The sequence below is a fragment of the Bacteroides sp. Phil13 genome, assembly GCF_001940965.1.
Lineage (GTDB): Bacteria > Bacteroidota > Bacteroidia > Bacteroidales > Bacteroidaceae > Bacteroides > Bacteroides intestinalis.
In genome coordinates this window covers 105,145-128,499 of the sequence record NZ_MSHA01000032.1, presented here as the reverse complement: position 1 = coordinate 128,499, position 23,355 = coordinate 105,145, and the positions used below count along the sequence as shown (strand labels likewise).

Below are 23,355 nucleotides of genomic sequence, written 5' to 3'. Positions count from 1 at the left end.
TATGAGAATAATAAAAAACTTTTTATTGGTCGTGTGGGTGCTCTTTGCTGTAGGATGTTGTGTAAAACAGGTAAGACCTGACACCAATTATCATTTGGATACAAAGGAGGGAAACAATTCAAACACCGGACTTTCAAAAAAACAAGCGTGGAAAAGTCTGAACAAAGCTAATGCTTTGCAGTTGAAAGCCGGTGATAGCTTGTTGCTTCGGTGTGGAACTGTGAAAAGAAAGTCAGAAATCAATGCGCACGGGAATGCGGATTGCCGCATCGTTGTAGATGCATACGAACACCTAAGATTATAACTATTGATTCATCTTTGTACGCAATACTTATTAAAAATTATAATAATCAAATTCTTTTATACACGATGAGAGCCATTTATATTTTTTGTTTGCTTTTACACGCACTTTGCTTTCAAATAGCTTGTGCACCTACGAACGTGCAGCCTCGTGAAGTGACCAACATCAACAATAGCTGGAAATACTCCAAAGGTGATTTTAAAGGAGCCGAACAGGCAGACTATAATGATGGGAGTTGGGAAAACATTGGCTTGCCTCATTCTTTCAGCATACCTTACTTTATGTCGAAAGATTTTTATGTGGGGTACGGCTGGTACCGGAAACATTTACTACTGGATAAAGAGGATTTGACTAAAAAACTCTTTCTGGAGTTTGATGGAGTATTTCAAGAAGCTGAGGTCTTTGTCAATGGAAAACTGGCTGGCAGGCATGTGGGAGGATATACGGGCTTTCCGGTGGACATCTCAGATTGTGCCCAAATTGGGGATAACGTGATAGCAGTCCGAGTAAATAACTTATGGCAACCGGATGTGGCACCTCGGGCAGGAGAACACGTATTCAGCGGAGGTATTTACAGAAATGTACGGTTGGTAAAGAAAGCTCCAGTCCATATCGCTTGGTATGGCACCTTTGTAACCACTCCTCAACTGGAGGAACAGAACGGACAAAGCTCATTAGTAAAGATTGAAACGGAATTGTGTAACGACACGGATGAACCGGGAACATTCCGTTTGCAGACACGTATTCTGAACGAGTGGGGAAAAGAAGTAACCGTAACGGAAAGTACGGAAACATTGGAAGCAAACGAACGGAAGGTATGGATCCAGCAGACCGAACCGGTACAGAAGCCTGCATTGTGGACACCGCAGACACCCGTCCTGTACAAAGCAATCAGTTCTCTTTATAAAGATGACGTGCTGCTGGACCGTATGGAAACTCCGTTCGGATTCCGTTGGTTCAAATGGACAGCAGACAAAGGTTTCTTCTTGAATGGCAATCACTTTGTAATTCGGGGGGCCAATGTGCATCAAGACCAAGCCGGATGGGGAGATGCTGTGACGGAAAGTGCTGCACAACGAGACGTAGCGATGGTGAAGGAAGCCGGATTTAACTTTATACGCGGCTCGCATTATCCGCACGCTCCAGCTTTTGCTCAGGCATGTGACGACCTGGGATTGATGTTCTGGTCGGAAGCACCTTTCTGGGGAATAGGCGGATTTGAGGCAGACGGCTATTGGAACAGCAGTGCCTACCCGGTGGACCAAGCGCACGAAGCGGCATTTGAAGCAAGCGCTTTGCAGCAATTGGAGGAGATGATTCGCATCCACCGTAATCATCCGTCCATCGTAGTCTGGAGTGTATGCAATGAGGCGTTCTTTACGGCACCGGAGGCCATGGACGGTATGCGGGGATTGCTGAAGAAGATGGTGGACAGGGTACATCAGTTGGATCCGACGCGCTTGGCTGCCATAGGCGGTGCACAACGCCCCATCGGTGAAGGACGCATAGATCGTATTGGAGATGTAGTCGGCTACAACGGTGATGGAGCTGTCATTCCCGACTTTCAAAATCCAGGCGTTCCCAACGTGGTGTCCGAATATGGTTCAGAGATCTCGGCAGACCGTCCGGGAGAATATGATGCGAAGTGGGGATGTATGGAACAGAATGAAGGCTGGAAAGGCTATCCTTGGCGAAGCGGACAAGTCATTTGGTGTGCTTTTGACCATGGAAGCATTGCGGGCAATATGATGGCCAAGCTGGGCATCATTGACTATTTCCGTATTCCAAAACGCTTCTGGTACTGGTATCGAAATGAATACGCAGGTATTGCCCCTCCGGAATGGCCAAGTGACGGAACCGCTGCGAAACTGCAACTGAAAGCCAGCAGTACTATGGCTAAAACAGACGGTACGGACGATGTACAGTTGTGGGTCACGGTATGTGACGCTTTAGGCAAATCGGTCAACCACTCTCCAAACGTACAATTACGCATTGTTTCCGGACCGGGTGAGTTCCCCACAGGACGTTCCATCCGTTTTGAAGCGGACAGTGATATACGTATCATGGACGGACAGGCAGCTATCGCAATACGTTCCTACTATGCAGGAAAGACGGTGATAGAAGCCACCTCTGATGGGCTGGAACCGGCACGTGTAACAATTGAATTTGAGGGGGAAACAGAATATCAGAAAGGCATCACTCCGGTAGTAGAACATCGGCCTTACAAGCGGTTTGTACGCGAAAAACAGACAGAAATCATTCAGACCTTCGGACGGAACAATCCGACATTCGCCAGCAGTAACGAAGCAGGACATACCCCCGGTAGAGCCGCAGACGGAAACACGCAAACGTACTGGAAGGCTTCAGCCGAGGATAAGGTCCCCTATTGGATATTAGATACAGAGAAAGGGTTGCGGCTGAAAGAAATCCAACTGCATTTTCCCAATGAGGTTTCCCGTAGCTATGTGGTTGAAGCATCTCATGACAACCACACGTGGCAACTTCTCTGTGACAAAAGTCAAAATCCTCATGCGGAACAGAACTTGCTATTGACACTACCGGATACCGCTCCTACTGGACGTTTTATCCGTATCCGTTTTCTGGAAAGTGACAAGGCTGCTTTGACAGAAGTGATTGTAAAAGGAATTGTTTTAGAATAAGAATAACTATGAAACAACAACTTTTGAATTGGCTTTTTCCCATCCTCTGTTTAGAAGCATTATTCGTTTCCTGCCAACAAGCGAATTCACCAACAGAACTGAAGCTGTGGTATACCCGTTCGGCCACGAACTGGATGACTTCCGCTTTGCCGATAGGCAACGGAGAACTGGGAGCCATGTTCTTTGGAGGCATTACTCGCGAGCAAGTGCAGTTCAACGAAAAGACACTTTGGACAGGCAGCACGGAGAAACGGGGAGCCTACCAAAGCTTTGGCGACGTATACATTGACTTTGAGGGCACGGACACTTGCGGGGTGACGGATTATCGGCGTGAATTGTCTTTGAATGATGCCATAGGGAAAGTAAGTTATCGTTGGAAGGGAGTGAACTATGTACGCGAGTACTTTGCTAGTCGTCCCGACGGAGTGGTTGTAGTTCGTCTTACAACCTTAGGTAAGACCGGCCTGCTGAACTTTACCGTATCGCTGAATGACGGACGGGAAGGAATAACTGAACCAATAGAAGAGAATGCGCTGTTGTTACAGCACCATCTTGACCTGCTTTCGTACGAAGCCCAATTAAAGGTACAGAATGAAGGAGGTACCTTGACTGCAGAGGGTAATCAATTGAAAGTGACTGGTGCCAATGCTGTTACTTTGTTGTTGATTGGTGCCACAAATTTTAGCCTTTCTTCCTCCGATTATGTCGGTGAAACAAGAGAACAGTTACATAAACGTTTATCTGAACGAATGAAACAGGCTTCTCTCCATAGTTATGTTCAACTGAAAGAGAGGCATTTAGCAGACTATCGGTCGTTGTTTGACCGGGTGAAATTGGATTTAGGAGCCTCCCTACCTGATATACCGACGGATGAACTGGTTCGTTCCCATCGGGAAAGCCTTTATTTGGATATGCTTTATTTTCAGTATGGCCGTTATTTGATGTTGGCCTCTTCGCGTGGCATGGATTTGCCTAACAACCTGCAGGGTATCTGGAACAATAACAATACACCACCTTGGGAATGTGACATCCACAGCAACATCAATGTGCAGATGAACTATTGGCCAGCAGAAGTGTGCAACCTGTCCGAATGCCATTCTCCTTTTTTGAAGTATATTGCCACAGAGGCTTTACGTCCGAAAGGAAGCTGGCGGCAAGTGGCACACAGTGAAGGATTGAAAGGCTGGACCATGCGGACCCAAAACAACATCTTTGGCTATACGGACTGGAACATCAACCGACCAGTCAATGCTTGGTACTGCATGCACCTATGGCAACATTACCGTTATACGCAGGACATAGATTTCCTAGCCAATACAGCTTTTCCCGTTATGCAAAGTGCATGTGAATACTGGTTTGACCGACTAAAAGAGGATGAAAGTGGAAAATTGATAGCCCCTGATGAGTGGTCGCCTGAACAAGGTCCGTGGGAGGATGGAGTGGCATATGCCCAGCAGTTGGTATGGCAACTTTTCAGTGAGACATCACAGGCATTGCAATCATTATGTAGCCAGGGGAAGAAAGTGGATGAAGGCTTCACTATTGAACTTACAGAAAAACTCGCAAAGCTGGATAATGGAGTGGCCATCGGAACGTGGGGACAGATTAAGGAATGGAAAAAAGATACCCAACATTTGGATACATGTGGTAACCAACACCGACATCTTTCCCAATTGATAGCACTCTATCCAGGCAACCAGATTTCATATTATGAAACTCCGGATCTTGCCGAAGCGGCCAAACGCACTTTAGAATCGCGAGGTAACTTGGGTACAGGCTGGAGTCGGGCATGGAAGATAGCCTGCTGGGCACGGCTTGGAGAAGGGAACCACGCTTACCGACTTTTAAAATCAGCCTTAAACTTTTCCACGACAACGATTGTGAGTATGGATAATGACAAAGGAGGGGTTTATGAGAATCTGTTTGACTCTCACCCTCCTTTCCAAATTGACGGAAATTTTGGGGCTACGGCAGGCATCGCAGAGATGTTGCTCCAAAGTCACCAAGACTTCATTCAGTTACTACCGGCTTTACCTGTGGAATGGCCGACTGGTAAAGTTGAGGGGCTGCGCGCCGTGGGAGACTTCACGTTCAATATAGAATGGGAGCAACATTGCCTACGCAAGTGTTCGTTCCTATCAGGTTCTGGTGGAGTATGCCGCATCTATAGTCCAGTGACTTCCATACTCAGCGTAAAAGATGCGTCTGGAAAGGATGTAGAAATCCGTCAGTGCACAAATGGAATGTATGTGATTACTACCGAACGTGGGAGTAACTATCAATTGGTATTGGAGTAAGCTCACACGAGCTTATCTGAGAAACGGATATCTCCCCCAAAAGCATCATTTTAGTTAGTTTCGCCACTTTTGCGAAACTCTACAAGGTTACGGATTCAAAGTATTATACAAATAGATTTTGTGATCGCTACGATGAGAAACTTTAGTGATAATATTATTTTCGAATGATTATGAAAGACTCAAAACCAACCTCATTAAAAGATATGACCTAAATGCTGGGAGTATCTATACCTATTGTATCTAGAGCGATTAATAACAGCTCTGAGATTAGCCGTGAGCTTTGTATAAAGGATAATAGAAATAGAGGAAGTAAACGATACTTTGAAGAATCGAAGGTTATTACGTAATCCGTTATGTGCATTTTGTGCGTAACATACCATGTACGTTAATGTATATACTTTGCTAACAGAAAGTATATCGAATAAAATGCAAAAGCACTGATGTTCAAAAACCTATTGTTGAATCCATATAACATCTAATATAAATTCATTTTTTAAATCTAAGAATTATGAGAAGAAAAAAGGAACATGTCTTTTTGAGTAAGGTTCTACTTCTGACCGCATCTTTGTCTATAGGATGTGTGGAATCTTTCCCAACTTTTGCAAAATCCCATGATGGGAGATTGGCAATTGAGCAAAATTTCGCAAATGCAGTGATTAAAGGAACTGTGGTTGATGAGAATGATGTACCTATTATTGGAGCCAGTGTGATAGTGAAAGGTAATACCTCAATCGGTACCATTACTGATATGAATGGTAACTTTGAGTTGTCTAACGTTTCTGTCCCCGGCACATTGATTATTTCGTATGTGGGCTATCAGGGTCAAGAAGTATCTTATGACGGTAACCGTTCTCTTCGTATTGTCATGAAAGAAGATTCGAAGAGCTTGGATGAAGTAGTAGTGGTAGCTTACGGTACAGTTGTAAAGAGAAAGATAACGAATGCCGTGACATCGATCGATGTAAAACCGATTGAGAATCTTGGCGGATACGCAGATTTATCGGCAGCTTTGCAGGGTAGAACTCCGGGAGCTATTATCACTAATTCTTCGGGTATGCCGGGTTCTGTTCCCAATATCAGCATCCGTGGTGGCGGAACCCCCTTATTTGTGATAGACGGTATAGTACAAGACCAAGCGACTTTTAATCTCTTGAACTCTCAAGATATTGAATCTATTTCACTGATGAAAGATGCTGCTTCCGCGGCTGTATATGGTGCATTGGCAGGAAATGGCATTGTAGTTGTCAAAACTAAAACGGGAACAATTGGTAAAACGCGTATTAATTATACGTTTGACCATCAATTTAATAAGCCTACAAACATAAAAGAAAATGCTAATTCGTATGACTTAGCTATGGCTCGAAACTTTCTTGATAGAGTGTATGGGTATGCGCAGACTTATTCGCAAGAGGCATTGGACGCCTACCGAACCGGTTCGGACCCCGACAACTATCCTAACGTGCTTTGGCGTGACGCTGTTATGAGGAATGTGGCGCAATCAGACAGGCATTCATTAACAGTTGATGGAGGAAATAAAGATACTCAATTTCATATTTCATTGGGATATTTTAATCAAGGAACATTGGCAAAGCCTATTGGCGGTAAGGAAATCAATCAGTATCAGAGAGCCAATATTGGCGCAAATGTCACCCACTATTTCCGGAATATAGGTTTGAAAGTCGGATTAGACATGAAAAACTCTTTTGTCTGGAAAAATTCCGCAGCAAGTGAGTATGATATTATGTGGGCTAGCAAATCATTTCCTACAGAAAAAATATGGAATCGGGACGGAACCTATTTTGCCAATACTACTTATATATCCTTAGACCCGGAGAGTGGATACAACAAGAGCAGTGAACCGGTTATGAACAGTCGGCTCAATATGGATTGGGATGTATATGGAGTAAAAGGGCTAAAAGTACTATTTGTGGGAAATTATAAGACAGGCTCATATAATGAAAAATCATGGAACAATGCTTATGTACCATCGTATCGAGCAGACGGAAGTGTACAACCGGCTACAACTAAGCCTTCGTTAAATATGACAAAAAGCAACTCATGGAAGTATGAATTTAACATAGGTCTACAGTATAAAAACATATTTTTCGACAAGCATACTTTGGGAGTCTCTTTCTTCTATAACCAAACAGAATCTTCTTATGAAAGTTTGAATGGAGGCCGGAAAGAGTATCTGACTTCATCTGTAGATCAGATTTTTGCCGGTCCGGAAAAGGATATGACCAGTGGAGGTTCAAGTAACGAATCCGGCAGATTAGGCTATGTTGGTATCTTGAATTATGACTATATGGGACGTTATGTTGTTGGAGCAAGTTTACGTGTTGATGGTAGTGACAACTATTCTCCGGGAAACCGATATGGATATTTCCCTTCGGTCTCTGCCGGTTATGTGTTGTCGGATGAGCCATTCGCCCGTCCTCTGGCTGATAAATTGAAAATTGATTTGTTTAAACTGAGAGCTTCTTGGGGCAAAACCGGTATTGACGGAGAGCGTTTTGCCTATTATTCCAATTGGAGTATGGGCTCGGCACAATGGGACATCAATGGTCAACGTGCCCCTTTGATAAACACTCCCGGTCTGGTATCTCCGGACTTGACATGGTATTCTACCACTTCCACAAATTTCGGGCTTGATCTTTCAATGTTCAATAATCGCTTGAGTGCAACATTTGACTATTTCGTACAAGACACAAAGAATTATTTGCGGAGTCCGAACAATATCTATAAGACACCCCTCGGTACAAGTTTACCCAAAGTGATGTCTAATGATGTGTTTAGAAGAGCCGGTAGTGAAATTACGCTCCATTGGCGGGATTCATACAATAGTTTAAGATATGAAGTAGGCATGAATCTTTCTTTCTATGACGAAGTGTGGAAATCTATTAATGAGGATCCTACAACAAGTGCCAACCCATTGATTAGTTCTCTTGGAAAGACATTGACAGATGGAACCAGAACATGGATCTCAAACGGATTGTACCAAAACGTCGAAGATTTGTTAAACAATCCCCATGCCTTATGGACTACCAATCTCAAAACCGGAGACATCCAATATATAGATGTCAATGGTGACGGACGCATCGATACAGATAATACCTACTCTGATGATAGGATATATAATGGCATGCAACCAAAACCTATTTTGCAATATGGTATAGATTTCAATCTCGCCTATAAAGGCTTTTCCTTGAGTGGCTTGATCCAAGGTTCCGGTAAGAATTACAAACTTATTGGTATGAATGGGCAACCGGTTGGTCTGGGTCGCCTGCGGTTTAATTCAGAGTTAGACTTTTGGACTCCTACCAATACAGATGCTCGTTATCCTATTCCGGATACAGGATACGGGCAATCCAATAACCAACAAGGGTCTACTTTCTGGGAATTAGATTGTAAATATATACGTTTAAAGAATTTACAATTGGGATATGATTTCAAGTATAAATTCTTAAAAAACGTCACTTGGATTTCCAACCTCACACTTTCTTTGGTGGGACAGAATCTCATCACTATTTCTAAGGCTAATGATTATTACTTAGACCCCGAGCAAGGTGATGTGGAAAATTACGGATATCCTATTACGCGTACCTATTCTTTAGTACTTAATTTTGGATTCTAAAAAACAGAAATGAATTATGAAACAGATAAATATATTTTCCATTATAGCTGCTTTCATCGGATTGCCGGTTTTGTTTTCATCTTGTGAGGATGTTCTTGACAAGAAACCACTGGACTTGATAGCAGAAGATGACGTATGGATGGATGCGTCTTTGGCGCAAGCGAACATATACGGTATGTATGAAAACCTGAATTACTTTTCACATTGGAACGGAGATCCTATCACTTATAGATCGGGGGGCGAGGGCTATTATGGATGGGACTATTATAATTCTTACAATTCAGATTGCCAGGCAGATCTCTATTGGGGTCATTGGTTATCCGGACGAGGTAAAGATGATACCGGCTGGACTCCAAGTACGGATTTCGGCTGGGATGCTTTCTCGCTCATAAGAAAAACGAATATTGCAATCAATCATTTGACAAGTGAAGAATCCCGAAATAGCATAGGGGTAAGTGTTGCTAACGATATGTTGGGACAAGTCTATCTGTTGAAGGCAGCGTTTTATTTTATGCAGGCACGTAAATATGGTGGTTGGGTTATTGTCGATGAGGTGTTAGATGATATTGGCGCCGTTGCCGGTAGCGACGAGAGTGCTGCTCAAAAATTGAAACTTCCACGAGCTACTTTGCAGGAAACATATGATTATACGATTGATTTGTGTGAAAAAGCAGCGAATTTGCTGAACACAGATGCCCCATCGGGACAAATAAACAAAGGTTCGGCTTATGCCCTGCTTTCGGAAATTGCTTTGCATGGGGCGGCTTACCTCTCCTATTATGACGGAATAAATGTAGATGCGTATTATCAGAAAGTAATAAAGTCTGTTGAGGAATTGGATGCCCTGAAAAAGTATTCTTTGGTTTCGGGTGCAGAAGAGTATAAAAATATGTTTAGTGACTACGCATACGCACAAACCTGCCCGGAGAATATCCTTGTATCGCAAATGAATGAATCGTATGGGTACAGAGATGCCCCCTATTCTCATATCAACCGACTTTTAGTGAACTTTGGCACAGCATTATTAAATAATAATATCAATCAATCTTTTCAGTCATTAGATAAAGGGTATAGCATGACTAATGCAGGGGCGCAAATACAGCCTGACCCACAAATGGTTGAAAAAGCCTATTATGTAATCGATTTGGATAGGAAAGCACGGCGATTTGAAGAATCTCAATTGTTTGCAGAAAATATAGATATTGTAATGGAAGAAGACAGATGGGTTCCGGGAGCTATGCGCGAAAAGCGGAAATTGAAACCGACCTCGTCCTATACTTCCATTTCAGATTTGATGTATAGTAGAAGAGATCAGCGTTTGGCCGGAACTTTTGTGCATGATGGAAGTGAGTTCTTAGGAAATACAATTTATTTTCGCACGGGTGGAAATATTCATCGCGACTCGTATGTAGATAAAGCACGTGAGATGGGTTCTATGACAGGCATTTTGTATTCGAAGAGAGTCCCTCAATATCGAGAAATTGTCGGAAATCTTAATTGTACAAATCCTATTTTTCGTTTGGGACGATGCTATTTAAATGTAGCAGAGGCTTACCTGTCATTATCTACTCCCAATGAAGCCAAGGCGAAGGAGTATATAAACAAGACACGTGTACAGCATGGGGGGTTACCAGCGTTAACCACGGAGACAGGAGGTGAACTGAAGATGATTTATCTTGACGAAAGAGTTGCGGAACTGAATATGGAAAACGATCGTTATTTAACACTACTTCGTACAGCTCTTTCGTGGGGAGTAACCGATCCTACGACAGGATATCCTACAGGAGAAAAAGGCGGAATCATACCGGAACTAAACCGGGGTAATAACCCGACTAAAAAACTGGAGATAGAAGTGCCCGGAGATTATATGGTGGAAGAAGACTTTATGAAACCTAACGCCTATTTCTATCGCGAGATACAAGTTCCACAAAGTGATCACAATTTCATTTTTACGCCTAAAAAGAGATATTTACTACCTGTTCCACAAAGTGAACTTATAGAGAATGAGAACTTATGGCAGAATAAAAACTGGGAATAACAATAATTTAAATATTTTTTTATGAAAAAGTATATATATATAATCGCGTTGATTGCCCTTCCCCTTTTGTTCAGTTCATGTTTGAAAGACGGATTGGATGAAGTGGAATACTCAACAGAATGTGAGATCACATCTATTGCTTTTGAGCACAGATGGGCTATTAAATCAGATATAGAAGGCATCTATACACTCTATTTTAAGGAGTTATCCGCAAATTATTCCATCGATAGTGAAAACCAAACGATAACCGTTGACATTACAGTTCCCGGTACAGATAACACATTTACCCAAGAGGAAAGAAACAAAGTAACCCTGTCTTCACTTGCTTGTTCCTTTTTTGTATCGCATGCGGCTTCAGTAACGCCATTGGATGGTGCGCCTAAGTTGGGTACTTTGGGAGATTATTCAGCCAAGTCTTTTAGATACCGTGTTACATCTGCATCAGGAATCTATAAAGATTGGGAACTGCAAATTAACAGTTTCAACAAATAAGTATCGGTTACCAAACAGATTTTCCAAGAGAGTGTGTCAAAAAGACAAATAGATAAACTTTTTATTATGTTGAATCATGACACACTCTCATAGGAAAATCAAAAAATGGATATCTCCAACATGAAAAGCGGACAAAGAAATGCGCTTTGCCTCTTTTCGTCACAGCATTCAGCCATAGAGGTATTGTGTGTGAGAACACTTGTGTTACATAGCATATCGGAAGAATGACAAAGTGGTGGGTGGTGTGCCCATTCGTTCTCGTTACATCTGATTCCAGTCGTAATGGGGATTGGATAGCAAATCTCACGGGATTATTATGTATCTATATACAATGGTTCATAATAAAATTATATCGTATTTAAGATATTCATGCTGCCCTGTAATTAGACTATATCGATTAGTTCTTTGACCAGCTTTGCATTTATGTTTCTGTTCGGCTTAAACCCAGACAGTCAAAAAAATCATTTGATATACATCAGGTTCTTTGGTGTATCCATAGAAAATGGTATCCTATTCTCCTTCATCATTATTTTTGCCACATTCACAGTTGTCATTAATGCGTTGAACATAAAATTCAACCGGTTGATATCCCTTGCTTGGGAGTGATACAGGTCCGTGAACCGCTTGCTGTCCCTAAAGCAAAATTCGATCTGAGACCTTGTTCGGTAATATTGGATAATTCTTCCCGCTCATCTGTGTGTCAGTGGAGAAATAGAGTCTATGTACTCTTTAGGGAGTGCTCCATATCACCAACCATATATTGCGTTTCAATGCTTTTGAATAGGCAATCAAGGGATAGAGTTCTCCCTCTTTTTCGTGGATGCCCAATTTCTCCATGCGACTGTAATCAAGGTTTCTCACATCAATCTTGCCATCAAATGTTTTGGGGTGTCCTTTCTTTCTGGTCTTTTCTCCCTGATGATAGTACCGCGATGCGCTTCCACCAATAGCCTCACATAGCTCAATCCTAAATCGATGCTCGGTAACGAGTAGTCCGGAATATTGCTGCCACGATAAAACTTATCGAATACACGGCTTTGCTCGGCTGCCGGAATTCCAATGCCATTAGCAGTCACGCGTATCATCAGTTTGTGATCCAGCAAAAGGCAATCTATAACTACATGCACAGACTGATCGGAGTATTTCACGGCATTCTCTATCAAATTGCCAATTATATTGAAAACATTCTTCAAGGATAACAGGCTTCTGGTAATCATCTCAGCCAATGATATTTTGCACAAGGTTCTGCCCAACTCAATCACTAACATCGATAATGTCTAGTCACAAAAAATATTAGATCTGGACAGCTGAAACGTTACAGTCTCTATCAAATATAATCTGAATAGCGTCAGAAACATATTACAGAAAAATAAAGCCAATACTGACGGGATCAATAGAATTGTAAACTAATAAAGCCTATATTGAATAGACAAAAAATATAGAAAACTTTTCTTCGTGTATTGTTGCACCAAGTAAAAGTTTGTTTTATTTTTGCAGTTTAACAATACAATTTATAACCTAATAGGAGAAAAACATTATCAATTATGGATACAAGCAAGATTGTCGGAGAAAAAATCAAGTCGCTCCGTGAAAGCCAGTCAATCAGTATTGAGCAGTTGGCCGAACGTTCCGGCTTAGCCGTAGAACAGATTGAACGCATTGAAAACAACATCGATTTGCCTTCATTGGCTCCACTCATCAAGATAGCCCGCGTACTAGGTGTACGCTTGGGAACTTTCCTTGACGACCAGGACGAAACGGGTCCTGCTATCTGCCGCAAAACGGAATCCAAGGACACCATTAGTTTCTCTAACAATGCTATCCAGAGCCGCAAGCACATGGAATATCATTCCCTGTCCAAGTCGAAAGCAGACCGCCACATGGAACCTTTCATCATCGACGTAGCCGCTACGGAAGACAGCGATTTCGTACTCTCCTCACACGAAGGTGAAGAGTTTATTATGGTTATGGAAGGTATTATGGAAATCAGTTATGGCAAAAATACATACTTGCTTGAAGAAGGAGACAGCATCTATTATGACTCCATCGTTCCGCACCACGTGCATGCTTACGAAGGCAAAGCAGCAAAAATTCTTGCAGTAATCTATACACCCATTTAAGGATGGTAGGATGGTAAGATGGTAGAATGATAGGATTACTATTCTAATCTTATCACCATACCATCTTACCATCCTATCACTTTTATAATATTATCACTTCATTTATGCTTTACGAAAGAACACTCGGCCAATGGCTGGAGCACTGGGCAGAGACTACGCCCGATAAAGAATACATTGTTTATTCCGACCGCAACCTACGCTTCACCTGGAGCCAGTTCAACCGACGGGTAGACGACATGGCGAAAGGACTAATCTCTATTGGTGTAGAACGCGGAACCCATGTAGGTATATGGGCTGCCAACGTCCCCGACTGGCTTACGCTACTATATGCCTGCGCCAAAATCGGTGCCGTCTATGTAACCGTAAACACCAATTACAAACAAGCCGAACTGGAATACTTGTGCGAAAATTCAGATATGCATACCCTCTGCATCGTGAACGGTGAAAAGGACAGCGACTTCGTGCAAATGACATATACCATGCTGCCAGAATTGAAAAACTGCGAACGCGGACACCTGAAAAGCAAACGTTTCCCACACATGCGCAACGTTGTTTACGTAGGCCAGGAGAAACATCGTGGTATGTACAATACGGCTGAAATTCTCCTACTGGGTAACAATGTGGAAGACGAATGTCTGAATAATCTGAAAAGTCAGGTAACCTGCCATGATGTGGTAAATATGCAATACACATCAGGTACCACCGGTTTTCCGAAAGGAGTTATGCTCACCCACTATAACATTACCAATAATGGTTATCTGACGGGAGAGCATATGAAGTTCACAGCCGATGACAAACTATGTGTCTGTGTACCTCTGTTCCACTGTTTCGGTGTAGTGCTTGCCACAATGAACTGTCTGACTCATGGTTGCACGGAAGTCATGATAGAGCGCTTCAACCCGCTAGTAGTTCTTGCCTCTATACATAAAGAACGCTGCACAGCTCTATACGGTGTGCCCACCATGTTTATTGCCGAGTTGCATCATCCCATGTTCGATATGTTCGATATGTCCAGCCTGCGCACAGGCATCATGGCAGGTTCGCTCTGCCCTGTGGAACTGATGAAGCAGGTGGAAGAAAAGATGTATATGAAAGTTACGAGTGTATATGGTTTGACAGAAACATCGCCGGGTATGACAGCCTCACGCATTGACGACCCATTCGATGTCCGTTGCAATACCGTAGGACATGATTTTGAACATACCGAAGTCATGGTTATCGATCCTGAAACCGGAGAAGAATGCCCGGTAGGTGTACAAGGCGAAATGTGCAACCGGGGCTATAACAACATGAAGGGTTACTATAAGAATCCGCAAGCTACAGCCGAAGTAATCGACAAGAATGGCTTCCTTCACTCCGGTGACCTTGGCGTGAAAGATGAAAACGGCAATTACCGCATCACCGGACGCATCAAAGATATGATTATCCGTGGTGGTGAAAATATCTACCCGCGTGAGATAGAAGAATTCCTCTATAAGTTGGAAGGCGTGAAGGACGTACAAGTTGCCGGAATTCCATCAAAAAAATATGGTGAAGAAGTAGGCGCTTTCATCATCCTGAAGGAAGGGGCAGATATACACGAATCGGATGTACGCGACTTCTGTGCAGGCAAGATTTCACGTTATAAAATACCTAAATATGTATTCTTCATTGAGGAATTCCCAATGACGGGAAGTGGTAAGATACAGAAGTTCAAATTGAAAGATGTAGGATTACAACTTTGCAAGGAACAAGGAATTGAGATAATCTAAAGAACTAAATATAAGAAAATAGGCTGCACGATTATGTTGCAGCCTATTTTCTTATACTTAATTTCGTAGTTTTTAATTATCCCAATGGTAGTGTAAAAAAGAATGTCGTTCCTATTCCTTCACCGGAACGTACCCAAATGCGTCCACCCATCCGTTCCACCAACATACGGGAAACAGTCAGCCCCAGCCCGGTGCCTTGTGCAAAGTTATTAATCTTGCCGAAGCGTTCGAAAATCTTCGCCACCCGGTTGGCAGGAATACCAATACCCGTATCTTTTACGTAGAACTGTACAATATTGCCGCGTAACTGATAACCAAAATGTATTTCTCCGGTAGGAGTAAATTTAGCAGCATTACTCAACAGATTCATCAATACCTGCATAATGCGCATTCGATCTCCCATCACACACAACTCCTCATCCACATCGTCCAGTATCAAAATCACGCCTTTATTTACTTTCAACCGATGCCTGTCATATTCTTCAAGGCAAGCATGATAAAGGTTCACCTTCTCACGAACAAATTCCAAAGTCCCTGATTCCATTTCAGACAAGTCCAGAATATCATTAAACAAACACAACAACAATTCCGAATTTTTCTCGATAATATTGCAATAATCCTCCTTGTCTCCTTCGTGCCCCGAATCGATAACCAACCTTGAGAATCCAACAATCGCATTCAATGGAGTACGGATTTCATGACTCATATTTGAAAGGAACGCAGATTTTAATCGATCGGACTCTTCTGCCTTTACACGGGCAGCAGCCAGTTCACGTAGCGCATTCACCCGGCTCGTCACATCCCGACACATACATAATAAATATTTATCTCCCAAAGGACATACCAGATTTTCATAATGATGCATCTCTCCTTCAAACCACAATGAATGTTCTCCTATGCTGGGACAACCGGTACGCATCACTTTCTCCATATTCGCCCGGATTTTGCGGTATTCTGATTCCGGTACTATATCTTTCAGATTAGGATGTGATTTATCCTCACCGGATAATCCCTCTACATGATTGGTATCAGGAGAGGACAGTAGTTCTATATAATCCAGATTATAATCAAAAACAGTCAACATATCCGGGATAGCGTCCAGAATTTCTTTACCGTATTGCTTACGGAAGCGCTCCAAGTCTTCATCCTGGCATGAAGAATCCGGAAGAGTACGATTTTCCAATTGCTCCTCTAATTTCCGGATAATCTCCAGTAGTTCTTCTTTTGTTTTATCTTTATAGTCCTTCATTTCAAGGCCGATATGTTGTTGAGTATTACATTCGGGCAACAAATATACTATTCTTTTCAATTATATCAACATATATTGCGAGCTTTTATTTAAAAAAAACCAATAGCTTTTGCCCTACTAATCAGAATGTTCTATCTTTGCATCACTTTTTATTTTAAATCATTGATTAATATGTCTAAAGAATTATTCTCTACTCTGCCCTACAAGGTGGCAGACATTACGCTTGCCGACTTCGGTCGCAAGGAAATCGATCTGGCAGAACAAGAAATGCCCGGCCTTATGGCTCTTCGCGAAAAGTATGGAGAAACAAAACCGTTGAAAGGTGCTCGTATAATGGGTTCCCTGCATATGACCATCCAGACGGCGGTACTGATTGAAACCCTCGTGGCACTGGGCGCCGAAGTACGCTGGTGCTCATGTAACATATATTCGACTCAAGACCATGCTGCTGCTGCTATCGCTGCAAGTGGCGTTCCCGTATTTGCCTGGAAAGGTGAAACACTGGCTGATTACTGGTGGTGTACGCTTCAGGCGTTGAACTTCCCCGGCGGCAAAGGTCCTACGGTAATCGTTGACGATGGCGGTGACGCTACCATGATGATACACGTAGGGTACGAAGCGGAAAGCACTGCCTCTATTCTGGATAAAGAAGTTCATGCGGAAGATGAAATAGAACTGAATGCTATCCTGAAATGTGTATTGGCTGCAGATCCTACCCGTTGGCATCGCGTAGCCGTCGAAATGCGTGGCGTTTCAGAAGAAACTACGACAGGTGTACACCGTTTGTATCAAATGCAGGAAGAAGGGAAATTGCTGTTCCCGGCATTCAATGTGAACGACTCAGTAACGAAGTCTAAATTCGATAATCTTTATGGTTGCCGTGAATCTCTGGCCGATGGTATCAAACGTGCTACGGACGTAATGATTGCCGGTAAAGTAGTAGTGGTTTGCGGTTATGGCGATGTAGGTAAGGGATGTTCACATTCCATGCGTTCATACGGTGCCCGTGTACTGGTTACGGAAGTAGACCCGATCTGCGCCCTGCAAGCTGCAATGGAAGGCTTCGAGGTAGTAACTATGGAAGAGGCTTGTACACAAGGTAATATCTTTGTTACTACAACAGGCAATATCGACATCATCCGCATTGATCACATGGAGCAGATGAAGGACCAGGCAATTGTCTGCAACATTGGTCACTTCGACAATGAAATCCAGGTGGATGCTCTTAAACATTATCCCGGTATCAAATGTGTTAACATCAAGCCGCAGGTAGACCGCTACTATTTCCCCGACGGACACAGCATTATTCTATTAGCCGATGGTCGTCTGGTGAACCTGGGTTGTGCTACCGGTCATCCGTCATTCGTTATGAGTAACTCATTCACCAACCAGACATTAGCTCAGATCGAGTTGTTCAACAAGAAATATGAAACCGGTGTTTACCGTTTGCCTAAACATCTTGATGAAGAAGTAGCACGTCTGCACCTTGAGAAAATCGGTGTGAAGCTGACGAAGCTGACTCCCGAGCAAGCTGCCTATATCGGTGTAACTGTAGACGGACCGTATAAAGCCGAACACTATCGCTATTAAAATAACGAAATTGACAATTGACAATTGACAATGGCTATGCAGAATGACAGCGCAGCTTAATTGTCAATTGTCAATTGTCAATTTCATAAAAACCCCGTTTTTATGAAAAAGCTCCTCCCTGACCTCCTGGTCATTCTTACGTTTGCAGTACTTTCGTTCGCCTACTTCTTTCCGGCGGATATAGAAGACCGCATTCTTTTCCAACATGACACGGCTGCCGGTGCAGGTGCCGGACAAGAAGCAAGCTTGTATCGCCAGGAAACCGGTGAGTATACGCGCTGGACTAACTCCTTATTCGGTGGTATGCCGACTTACCAGATAGCCCCCAGCTACGATTCAACTCAACCGCTGACATGGGTGCAGAAAGTGTACCGACTATTTTTACCCACATATGTCAACCTGACGTTTATTCTGATGCTGGGCTTCTTCATCCTGCTGCGTGCATTCGGCATACCTACATGGCTGGCAGGGTTAGGCGGATTAATGTGGGCATTCTCGTCCTACTTCTTCATTCTGATATCTGCCGGACACATCTGGAAGTTTATCACACTGGCGTATATACCGCCCACGATAGCAGGTATCGTACTGGCATACCGGGGTAAATATCTGGCAGGAGGTATCGTTACAGCATTGTTCATTGCCCTGCAGATTCTGTCGAACCACGTACAGATGAGTTATTACTTCCTGTTCGTCATCCTCTTCATTGCAGGAGCCTACTTTGAAGATGCATGGCGTAATAAAACCTTTCCACAATTCTTTAAGGCCAGTGGTGTGCTTGTAGTAGCTGCATTGATTGGTGTATCCGTCAATCTGTCGAACCTGTATCACACTTACCAGTACAGCAAAGAAACCATGCGTGGTAAAAGCGAGCTTGTAGAAACCGGCGATGCAGCCAAACAAACCAGTAGTGGGCTGGACCGTGACTACATCACCCAATGGAGCTATGGTATCGGTGAAACCTGGACCTTGTTAGTGCCTAACTTTAAAGGTGGTGCTTCCGTGCCTCTCATCTTGAATGAGACAGCCATGGAAAAAGCCAATCCAACCTATTCCGGACTATACCAGCAATTACCCCAATACTTTGGTGACCAGCCGATGACCTCAGGTCCTGTATATGTAGGTGCTTTTGTACTCTTCCTTTTCATCCTGGGTTGTTTTATAGTTAGAGGTCCATTGAAATGGGCATTAGTCGGAGCTACATTCTTCTCCATTGTTCTTTCATGGGGCAAGAACTTCATGCCACTAACTGATTTCTTCATAGACTATATACCTATGTATAGTAAGTTCCGTGCCGTATCGTCCATTCTCGTTATCGCAGAATTTACTATTCCACTACTAGCTATCTTTGCGCTGAAAAAGATTCTGGATGAACCGGAGATACTCAAGAAGAAGATGAAGTTTATAGGTGTCAGCTTGGCACTTACTGCCGGCGTAGCCTTGATATTAGCCATTATTCCCGGAGCTTTCAGTTCGACTTTCATCCCTGCAAAGGAAGCACAAATGCTACAGAATGCGGTCAATCAGCAAATGATTCCTGCAAACGAGTTGTCCGGCATCCTCTCTAATATGGCGGAAATGCGTGCTGCAATGGTTAGTGCCGATGCACTGCGTAGCTTTATTATTATCGTAATTGGTTGTGCACTGTTGTGGCTTTACTATAGTGGAAAATTAAAGAGACCCTATATTATTGCAGGCATTGCCATTCTTTGCGTGATCGATATGTGGGGAGTCAACAAGCGCTATCTGCACGATGATCAATTCGTTCCACGTTCTACCCAAGTTGATACTTTCAAAAAAACGAAAGCTGACGAAATCATCCTGCAGGACACTGATCCGAACTACCGTGTACTGAATTTCTCCGGAGATGCATTCAACGAGAATAATACTTCCTACTGGCACAAGAGTGTGGGCGGATATCATGCTGCCAAGTTGCGTCGTTATCAGGAGATGATCGAACGGCACATTTCTCCTGAAATGCAAGCCATCTATCGGGTTATTGCCACCGCAGGCGGAGAAATGGACAGCGTGGATGCTTCCAAATTCCGCATCCTGAACATGCTGAATACGAAGTATTTCATCTTTCCTGCCGGACAAGGACAGACAGTGCCTATCGAAAACCCGTATGCTTACGGCAATGCATGGTTCGTAAATAAAGTGGAATATGTGGATAATGCAAATCAGGAAATGGATGCATTGAATACTATACTTCCAACGGAAACTGCCGTAGTAGATACACGCTTCAAAGATATTCTGAAAGGTGTTACCACCGTTCATAAAGACAGCCTTTCCAGCGTATGCCTGACGAGTTACGAGCCAAACCGTCTGGTTTATGAAACAAATAATTCAAAGGATGGTGTAGTCGTATTCTCCGAAATCTATTATCCGGACGGCTGGATAGCTACCATCGACGGAGAACCTGCCGACATTGCCCGTGCAGACTATATCCTGCGCTCCATGTATGTACCTGCTGGAAAACACACCATTGAAATGCGCTTTGATCCGAAGAGCTTGCATGTAACAGAAGGTGTTGCCTATGCAGCACTGGCCCTAATGGTGATAGGTATTATGATAATGGTGATTGTATATAGAAAGAGGTTAAGCTCTCCCAAAAGCTAAAACTTAGCAAAACTAATTTCTCTTTATTACAAAATGCCCCCCTAAAAGTCTGTAGTAAACTTTTAGGGGGCATTTACATTATATCTGAAGTTATTTATATCTCCTCCTATATTCTTTGGGAGTAATTTCCATCTCTTTATTAAAAGCTTTCGAGAAATGGAATTGATCGTAATAACCTAAACGGAAAGCAATCTCTTTGATCTTTAGATCGGAGAATTGCAAGAACGAACAAGCACGTTGAATTTTTAATTGGTTATAATATTCCATTGGAGCATAAGAAGTTCTCTCCGAAAACAATGCACTGAAATGAGATGCGGAATAGCCCACATGCTGAGCTATATCCTCCAGCGTAATCTTATTCTCCATATTCTCTTTCATAAAGGAAATGCTCTTCTGTATAAAATCCGTTTCTCTCACCTTCTTTATTTCTCTGAACTGATTAATATACTTCAAAGAAGCCAGAAAATGCATCAGGCAAAAGCTAACATATTCCAAGTTCTCAGGACTATATCCCATTTCCAAGTTCTGATACATTTCTTCAAATAGTTGAAAGCGATCATCATAACGGCTCTTATCCGACTCCTCCAAAGATATAGCCTTACCTATTATGGAGGAGAACATAGCCACGCCCTCGCCACAGAAATGTAGCCAATAGATACTCCAGGGATTCACTTCGTCCGCTCCATATGCATGTTGCTCATTAGCCGGTAATATAAAAGCCTGATTTTTAGTCAGGATATACTTCTCACCTTTATAACTAACCCAACCGCAACCACTCTCACAATATATAAAGACATTCTCGTTAGTCCCTTTTTCCCTTTCCCTAAAATGATTTTCTGCATGAGGATAGTATCCAATATGACTGACGAATAATTGTTTTGTAATATTATTCTCTCGTTGAAGGTTACGTATATTATAAGGTGTAACGATAGCCTTCTCTCCTTTAAAACCTTCTGCAACCTTTTCCATAGTATCTGATTTTGGTAGTATTTTACATATATATCATAGTATTTTACATGAATGCTTATTCAAGCAATACATTCAAGCATTTACAGCCATAAATATAATAAGATTATACATTAAATTGATAACAATCTGCATTTTTTTATTAAGTTTAATGGCATACATTTGCCATACAATAAATCGTATATCATGAAAACAAAACCATTTAGCAACAATTTTTACCTATTACTTATTTCGCTGGTATCTGCCATGGGAGGGCTACTCTTCGGATACGATTGGGTAGTCATTGGAGGTGCCAAACCATTCTATGAAATCTTCTTTGCAATTGAGAATTCTCCCGGTATGCAGGGATGGGTCATGGGCAGTGCCATTCTCGGCTGTTTAATAGGGGTAACAATTGCAGGTAGCTTATCTGATAAATATGGGCGTAAACCTTTGATGATAATAGCAGCTATCACTTTTACCGTTTCTGCAATAGGTACAGGAGCTGTCAATGACCTCAATTGGTTTATCTTTTACCGCATATTCGGTGGTATTGGCATCGGCATTGCTTCCAACTTATCTCCCATGTATATAGCCGAGGTATCACCCAGCCATGTACGAGGGAAGTTCGTATCGATCAATCAATTGACAATCGTATTAGGTATTCTGGCAGCCCAGTTCGTCAACTGGTTGATCGCTGACCCGGTAGTTCCCGGCGAAAACATTCTGGAAACATGGAATGGGCAAATGGGATGGCGTTGGATGTTCTGGGCAGAAGTAGTACCTTCGGGACTCTTTTTTATCCTTATATTCTTCATTCCCGAAAGTCCCCGTTGGCTGGCTACAAAATTACAATACGGTAAAGCTGAAAATATCTTGAGCCACATAGGTGGAAAAGAATATGCCAAAAAAGAAATTGAAAGCATTAAAACAGTTATAAATGTCACCAAAGAGAAGTTAAATATCCGCCTGCTTTTTCAAGGCAAGATACCGGGAATATTATTAATAGGCATCGTTATTGCAGCCTTCCAGCAGTGGTGCGGACTAAACGTAGTGTTTAATTATGCCCAGGAAATCTTTGCAGCTGCAGGTTACGGTGTTTCTGATATCCTATTCAATATTGTAGTAACAGGAGTGACGAACGTAATATTCACTTTTGTAGGTATGTACACTGTAGATAAGTTGGGAAGATGCTCCCTTATGTTATTCGGAGCTTCAGGGCTTGCCATCATTTATATCATCATGGGCATATGTTACTACCTCAATATAACCGGAATGGCCGTACTAATTATGGTTGTATTAGCTATAGCATGCTATGCAATGACACTTGCTCCCGTTACATGGGTCGTATTATCTGAGATCTTCCCAAACCGTATCCGTGGTATGGCAATGGCAGTATCCACCTTCTCTCTTTGGGCAGCTTGTTTTGTACTGACATATACATTCCCTTTATTAAATTCCGGATTAGGTGCCTATGGTACTTTCTGGTTGTACGGAATCATCTGTATTCTCGGATTTGTATTCATCAAAATCAAATTACCCGAAACAAAAGGGAAATCACTGGAAAGCATTGAGAAAGAATTAACTAGTTAAAAACAACATATCATTTATTGAATTACATCTTACTTAAACGATGACAAGAAATCATCGCTTAACTTACCC

At 42.5% G+C, this 23,355-nt stretch carries 15 protein-coding genes; 11 read left to right on the top strand and 4 right to left on the bottom strand.

All coding sequences use genetic code 11. The annotated features are described in order from the left end of the window. Position 1: 1 nt before the first annotated feature. From BWI44_RS05215 to BWI44_RS05185, 6 genes are all read left to right on the top strand, one after another. The gene (locus tag BWI44_RS05215) at positions 2 to 304 is read left to right on the top strand and encodes a hypothetical protein (protein WP_195209037.1); all 303 of its coding nucleotides are present in this window, start codon (positions 2 to 4) and stop codon (positions 302 to 304) included. A gap of 65 nt (positions 305 to 369) precedes the next feature. Continuing rightward, positions 370 to 2,961, top strand: coding sequence for a glycoside hydrolase family 2 protein (locus tag BWI44_RS05210; protein WP_195209036.1), 2,592 nt, complete (start codon positions 370 to 372; stop codon positions 2,959 to 2,961). A gap of 8 nt (positions 2,962 to 2,969) precedes the next feature. Further along, positions 2,970 to 5,258, top strand: coding sequence for a glycoside hydrolase family 95 protein (locus BWI44_RS05205; RefSeq protein ID WP_195209035.1), 2,289 nt, complete (start codon positions 2,970 to 2,972; stop codon positions 5,256 to 5,258). A gap of 508 nt (positions 5,259 to 5,766) precedes the next feature. Further along, positions 5,767 to 8,892 (top strand): SusC/RagA family TonB-linked outer membrane protein, encoded by a 3,126-nt coding sequence (locus BWI44_RS05195; protein WP_195209034.1) that lies wholly within the window; start codon positions 5,767 to 5,769, stop codon positions 8,890 to 8,892. Positions 8,893 to 8,908: 16 nt separating this feature from the next. Beyond that, entirely contained in the window at positions 8,909 to 10,930 is a 2,022-nt protein-coding gene (locus tag BWI44_RS05190; RefSeq protein WP_286812066.1) for a RagB/SusD family nutrient uptake outer membrane protein, read from the top strand. Between the two features lie 21 nt (positions 10,931 to 10,951). Next, on the top strand, positions 10,952 to 11,422 hold the full coding sequence (locus BWI44_RS05185; protein WP_195209032.1) for a DUF5018-related domain-containing protein: 471 nt from the start codon (positions 10,952 to 10,954) through the stop codon (positions 11,420 to 11,422). Between the two features lie 729 nt (positions 11,423 to 12,151). Here the strand turns inward: BWI44_RS05185 and BWI44_RS05180 are convergent. Both BWI44_RS05180 and BWI44_RS05175 read right to left on the bottom strand, forming a co-directional pair. Next, positions 12,152 to 12,283 carry a hypothetical protein gene (locus tag BWI44_RS05180; RefSeq protein WP_262893720.1) on the bottom strand — a complete coding sequence of 44 codons (132 nt, stop codon included), beginning with the start codon at positions 12,281 to 12,283 and terminating at the stop codon, positions 12,152 to 12,154. After that, positions 12,280 to 12,639: a sensor histidine kinase gene (locus tag BWI44_RS05175; protein ID WP_229036138.1), complete on the bottom strand. Its 360-nt coding sequence runs from the start codon at positions 12,637 to 12,639 to the stop codon at positions 12,280 to 12,282. The genes BWI44_RS05180 and BWI44_RS05175 overlap by 4 nt, the downstream gene beginning before the upstream one ends. Before the next feature lie 327 nt (positions 12,640 to 12,966). Between BWI44_RS05175 and BWI44_RS05170 the strand changes: the two genes are divergently transcribed. Both BWI44_RS05170 and BWI44_RS05165 read left to right on the top strand, forming a co-directional pair. Beyond that, complete coding sequence (locus BWI44_RS05170) at positions 12,967 to 13,542, top strand: helix-turn-helix domain-containing protein (protein ID WP_007661869.1); 576 nt, start codon at positions 12,967 to 12,969, stop codon at positions 13,540 to 13,542. A 104-nt stretch (positions 13,543 to 13,646) separates the two neighbouring features. After that, entirely contained in the window at positions 13,647 to 15,293 is a 1,647-nt protein-coding gene (locus tag BWI44_RS05165) for an AMP-binding protein (protein ID WP_138292966.1), read from the top strand. 76 nt (positions 15,294 to 15,369) lie between these two features. On the opposite strand, the gene BWI44_RS05160 is transcribed toward BWI44_RS05165, so the two are convergent. Further along, positions 15,370 to 16,542 carry a PAS domain-containing sensor histidine kinase gene (locus tag BWI44_RS05160; protein ID WP_195209110.1) on the bottom strand — a complete coding sequence of 391 codons (1,173 nt, stop codon included), beginning with the start codon at positions 16,540 to 16,542 and terminating at the stop codon, positions 15,370 to 15,372. 171 nt (positions 16,543 to 16,713) lie between these two features. Here BWI44_RS05160 and ahcY point away from each other — a divergent pair, with 171 nt between their 5' ends. Continuing rightward, entirely contained in the window at positions 16,714 to 18,132 is a 1,419-nt protein-coding gene (gene ahcY / locus BWI44_RS05155; RefSeq protein WP_195209030.1) for an adenosylhomocysteinase, read from the top strand. A gap of 102 nt (positions 18,133 to 18,234) precedes the next feature. Beyond that, positions 18,235 to 20,748, top strand: coding sequence for a YfhO family protein (locus BWI44_RS05150; protein WP_278706558.1), 2,514 nt, complete (start codon positions 18,235 to 18,237; stop codon positions 20,746 to 20,748). A 90-nt stretch (positions 20,749 to 20,838) separates the two neighbouring features. Here BWI44_RS05150 and BWI44_RS05145 read toward each other — a convergent pair whose 3' ends face one another. After that, positions 20,839 to 21,717, bottom strand: coding sequence for an AraC family transcriptional regulator (locus BWI44_RS05145; RefSeq protein ID WP_007661863.1), 879 nt, complete (start codon positions 21,715 to 21,717; stop codon positions 20,839 to 20,841). 183 nt (positions 21,718 to 21,900) lie between these two features. Between BWI44_RS05145 and BWI44_RS05140 the strand changes: the two genes are divergently transcribed. Beyond that, a complete protein-coding gene (locus BWI44_RS05140) occupies positions 21,901 to 23,286 on the top strand; it encodes a sugar porter family MFS transporter (protein WP_195209028.1) in 1,386 nt (461 codons plus the stop codon). Positions 23,287 to 23,355 lie beyond the last annotated feature (69 nt).

Coding starts and splice junctions, on each gene's coding strand:
- BWI44_RS05215 (WP_195209037.1), top strand. CDS start 2: ATGAGAATAATAAAAAACTTTTTATTGGTCGTGTGGGTGCTCTTTGCT.
- BWI44_RS05210 (WP_195209036.1), top strand. CDS start 370: ATGAGAGCCATTTATATTTTTTGTTTGCTTTTACACGCACTTTGCTTT.
- BWI44_RS05205 (WP_195209035.1), top strand. CDS start 2,970: ATGAAACAACAACTTTTGAATTGGCTTTTTCCCATCCTCTGTTTAGAA.
- BWI44_RS05195 (WP_195209034.1), top strand. CDS start 5,767: ATGAGAAGAAAAAAGGAACATGTCTTTTTGAGTAAGGTTCTACTTCTG.
- BWI44_RS05190 (WP_286812066.1), top strand. CDS start 8,909: ATGAAACAGATAAATATATTTTCCATTATAGCTGCTTTCATCGGATTG.
- BWI44_RS05185 (WP_195209032.1), top strand. CDS start 10,952: ATGAAAAAGTATATATATATAATCGCGTTGATTGCCCTTCCCCTTTTG.
- BWI44_RS05175 (WP_229036138.1), bottom strand. CDS start 12,639: ATGATTACCAGAAGCCTGTTATCCTTGAAGAATGTTTTCAATATAATT.
- BWI44_RS05170 (WP_007661869.1), top strand. CDS start 12,967: ATGGATACAAGCAAGATTGTCGGAGAAAAAATCAAGTCGCTCCGTGAA.
- BWI44_RS05165 (WP_138292966.1), top strand. CDS start 13,647: ATGCTTTACGAAAGAACACTCGGCCAATGGCTGGAGCACTGGGCAGAG.
- BWI44_RS05160 (WP_195209110.1), bottom strand. CDS start 16,542: ATGAAGGACTATAAAGATAAAACAAAAGAAGAACTACTGGAGATTATC.
- ahcY (WP_195209030.1), top strand. CDS start 16,714: ATGTCTAAAGAATTATTCTCTACTCTGCCCTACAAGGTGGCAGACATT.
- BWI44_RS05150 (WP_278706558.1), top strand. CDS start 18,235: ATGAAAAAGCTCCTCCCTGACCTCCTGGTCATTCTTACGTTTGCAGTA.
- BWI44_RS05145 (WP_007661863.1), bottom strand. CDS start 21,717: ATGGAAAAGGTTGCAGAAGGTTTTAAAGGAGAGAAGGCTATCGTTACA.
- BWI44_RS05140 (WP_195209028.1), top strand. CDS start 21,901: ATGAAAACAAAACCATTTAGCAACAATTTTTACCTATTACTTATTTCG.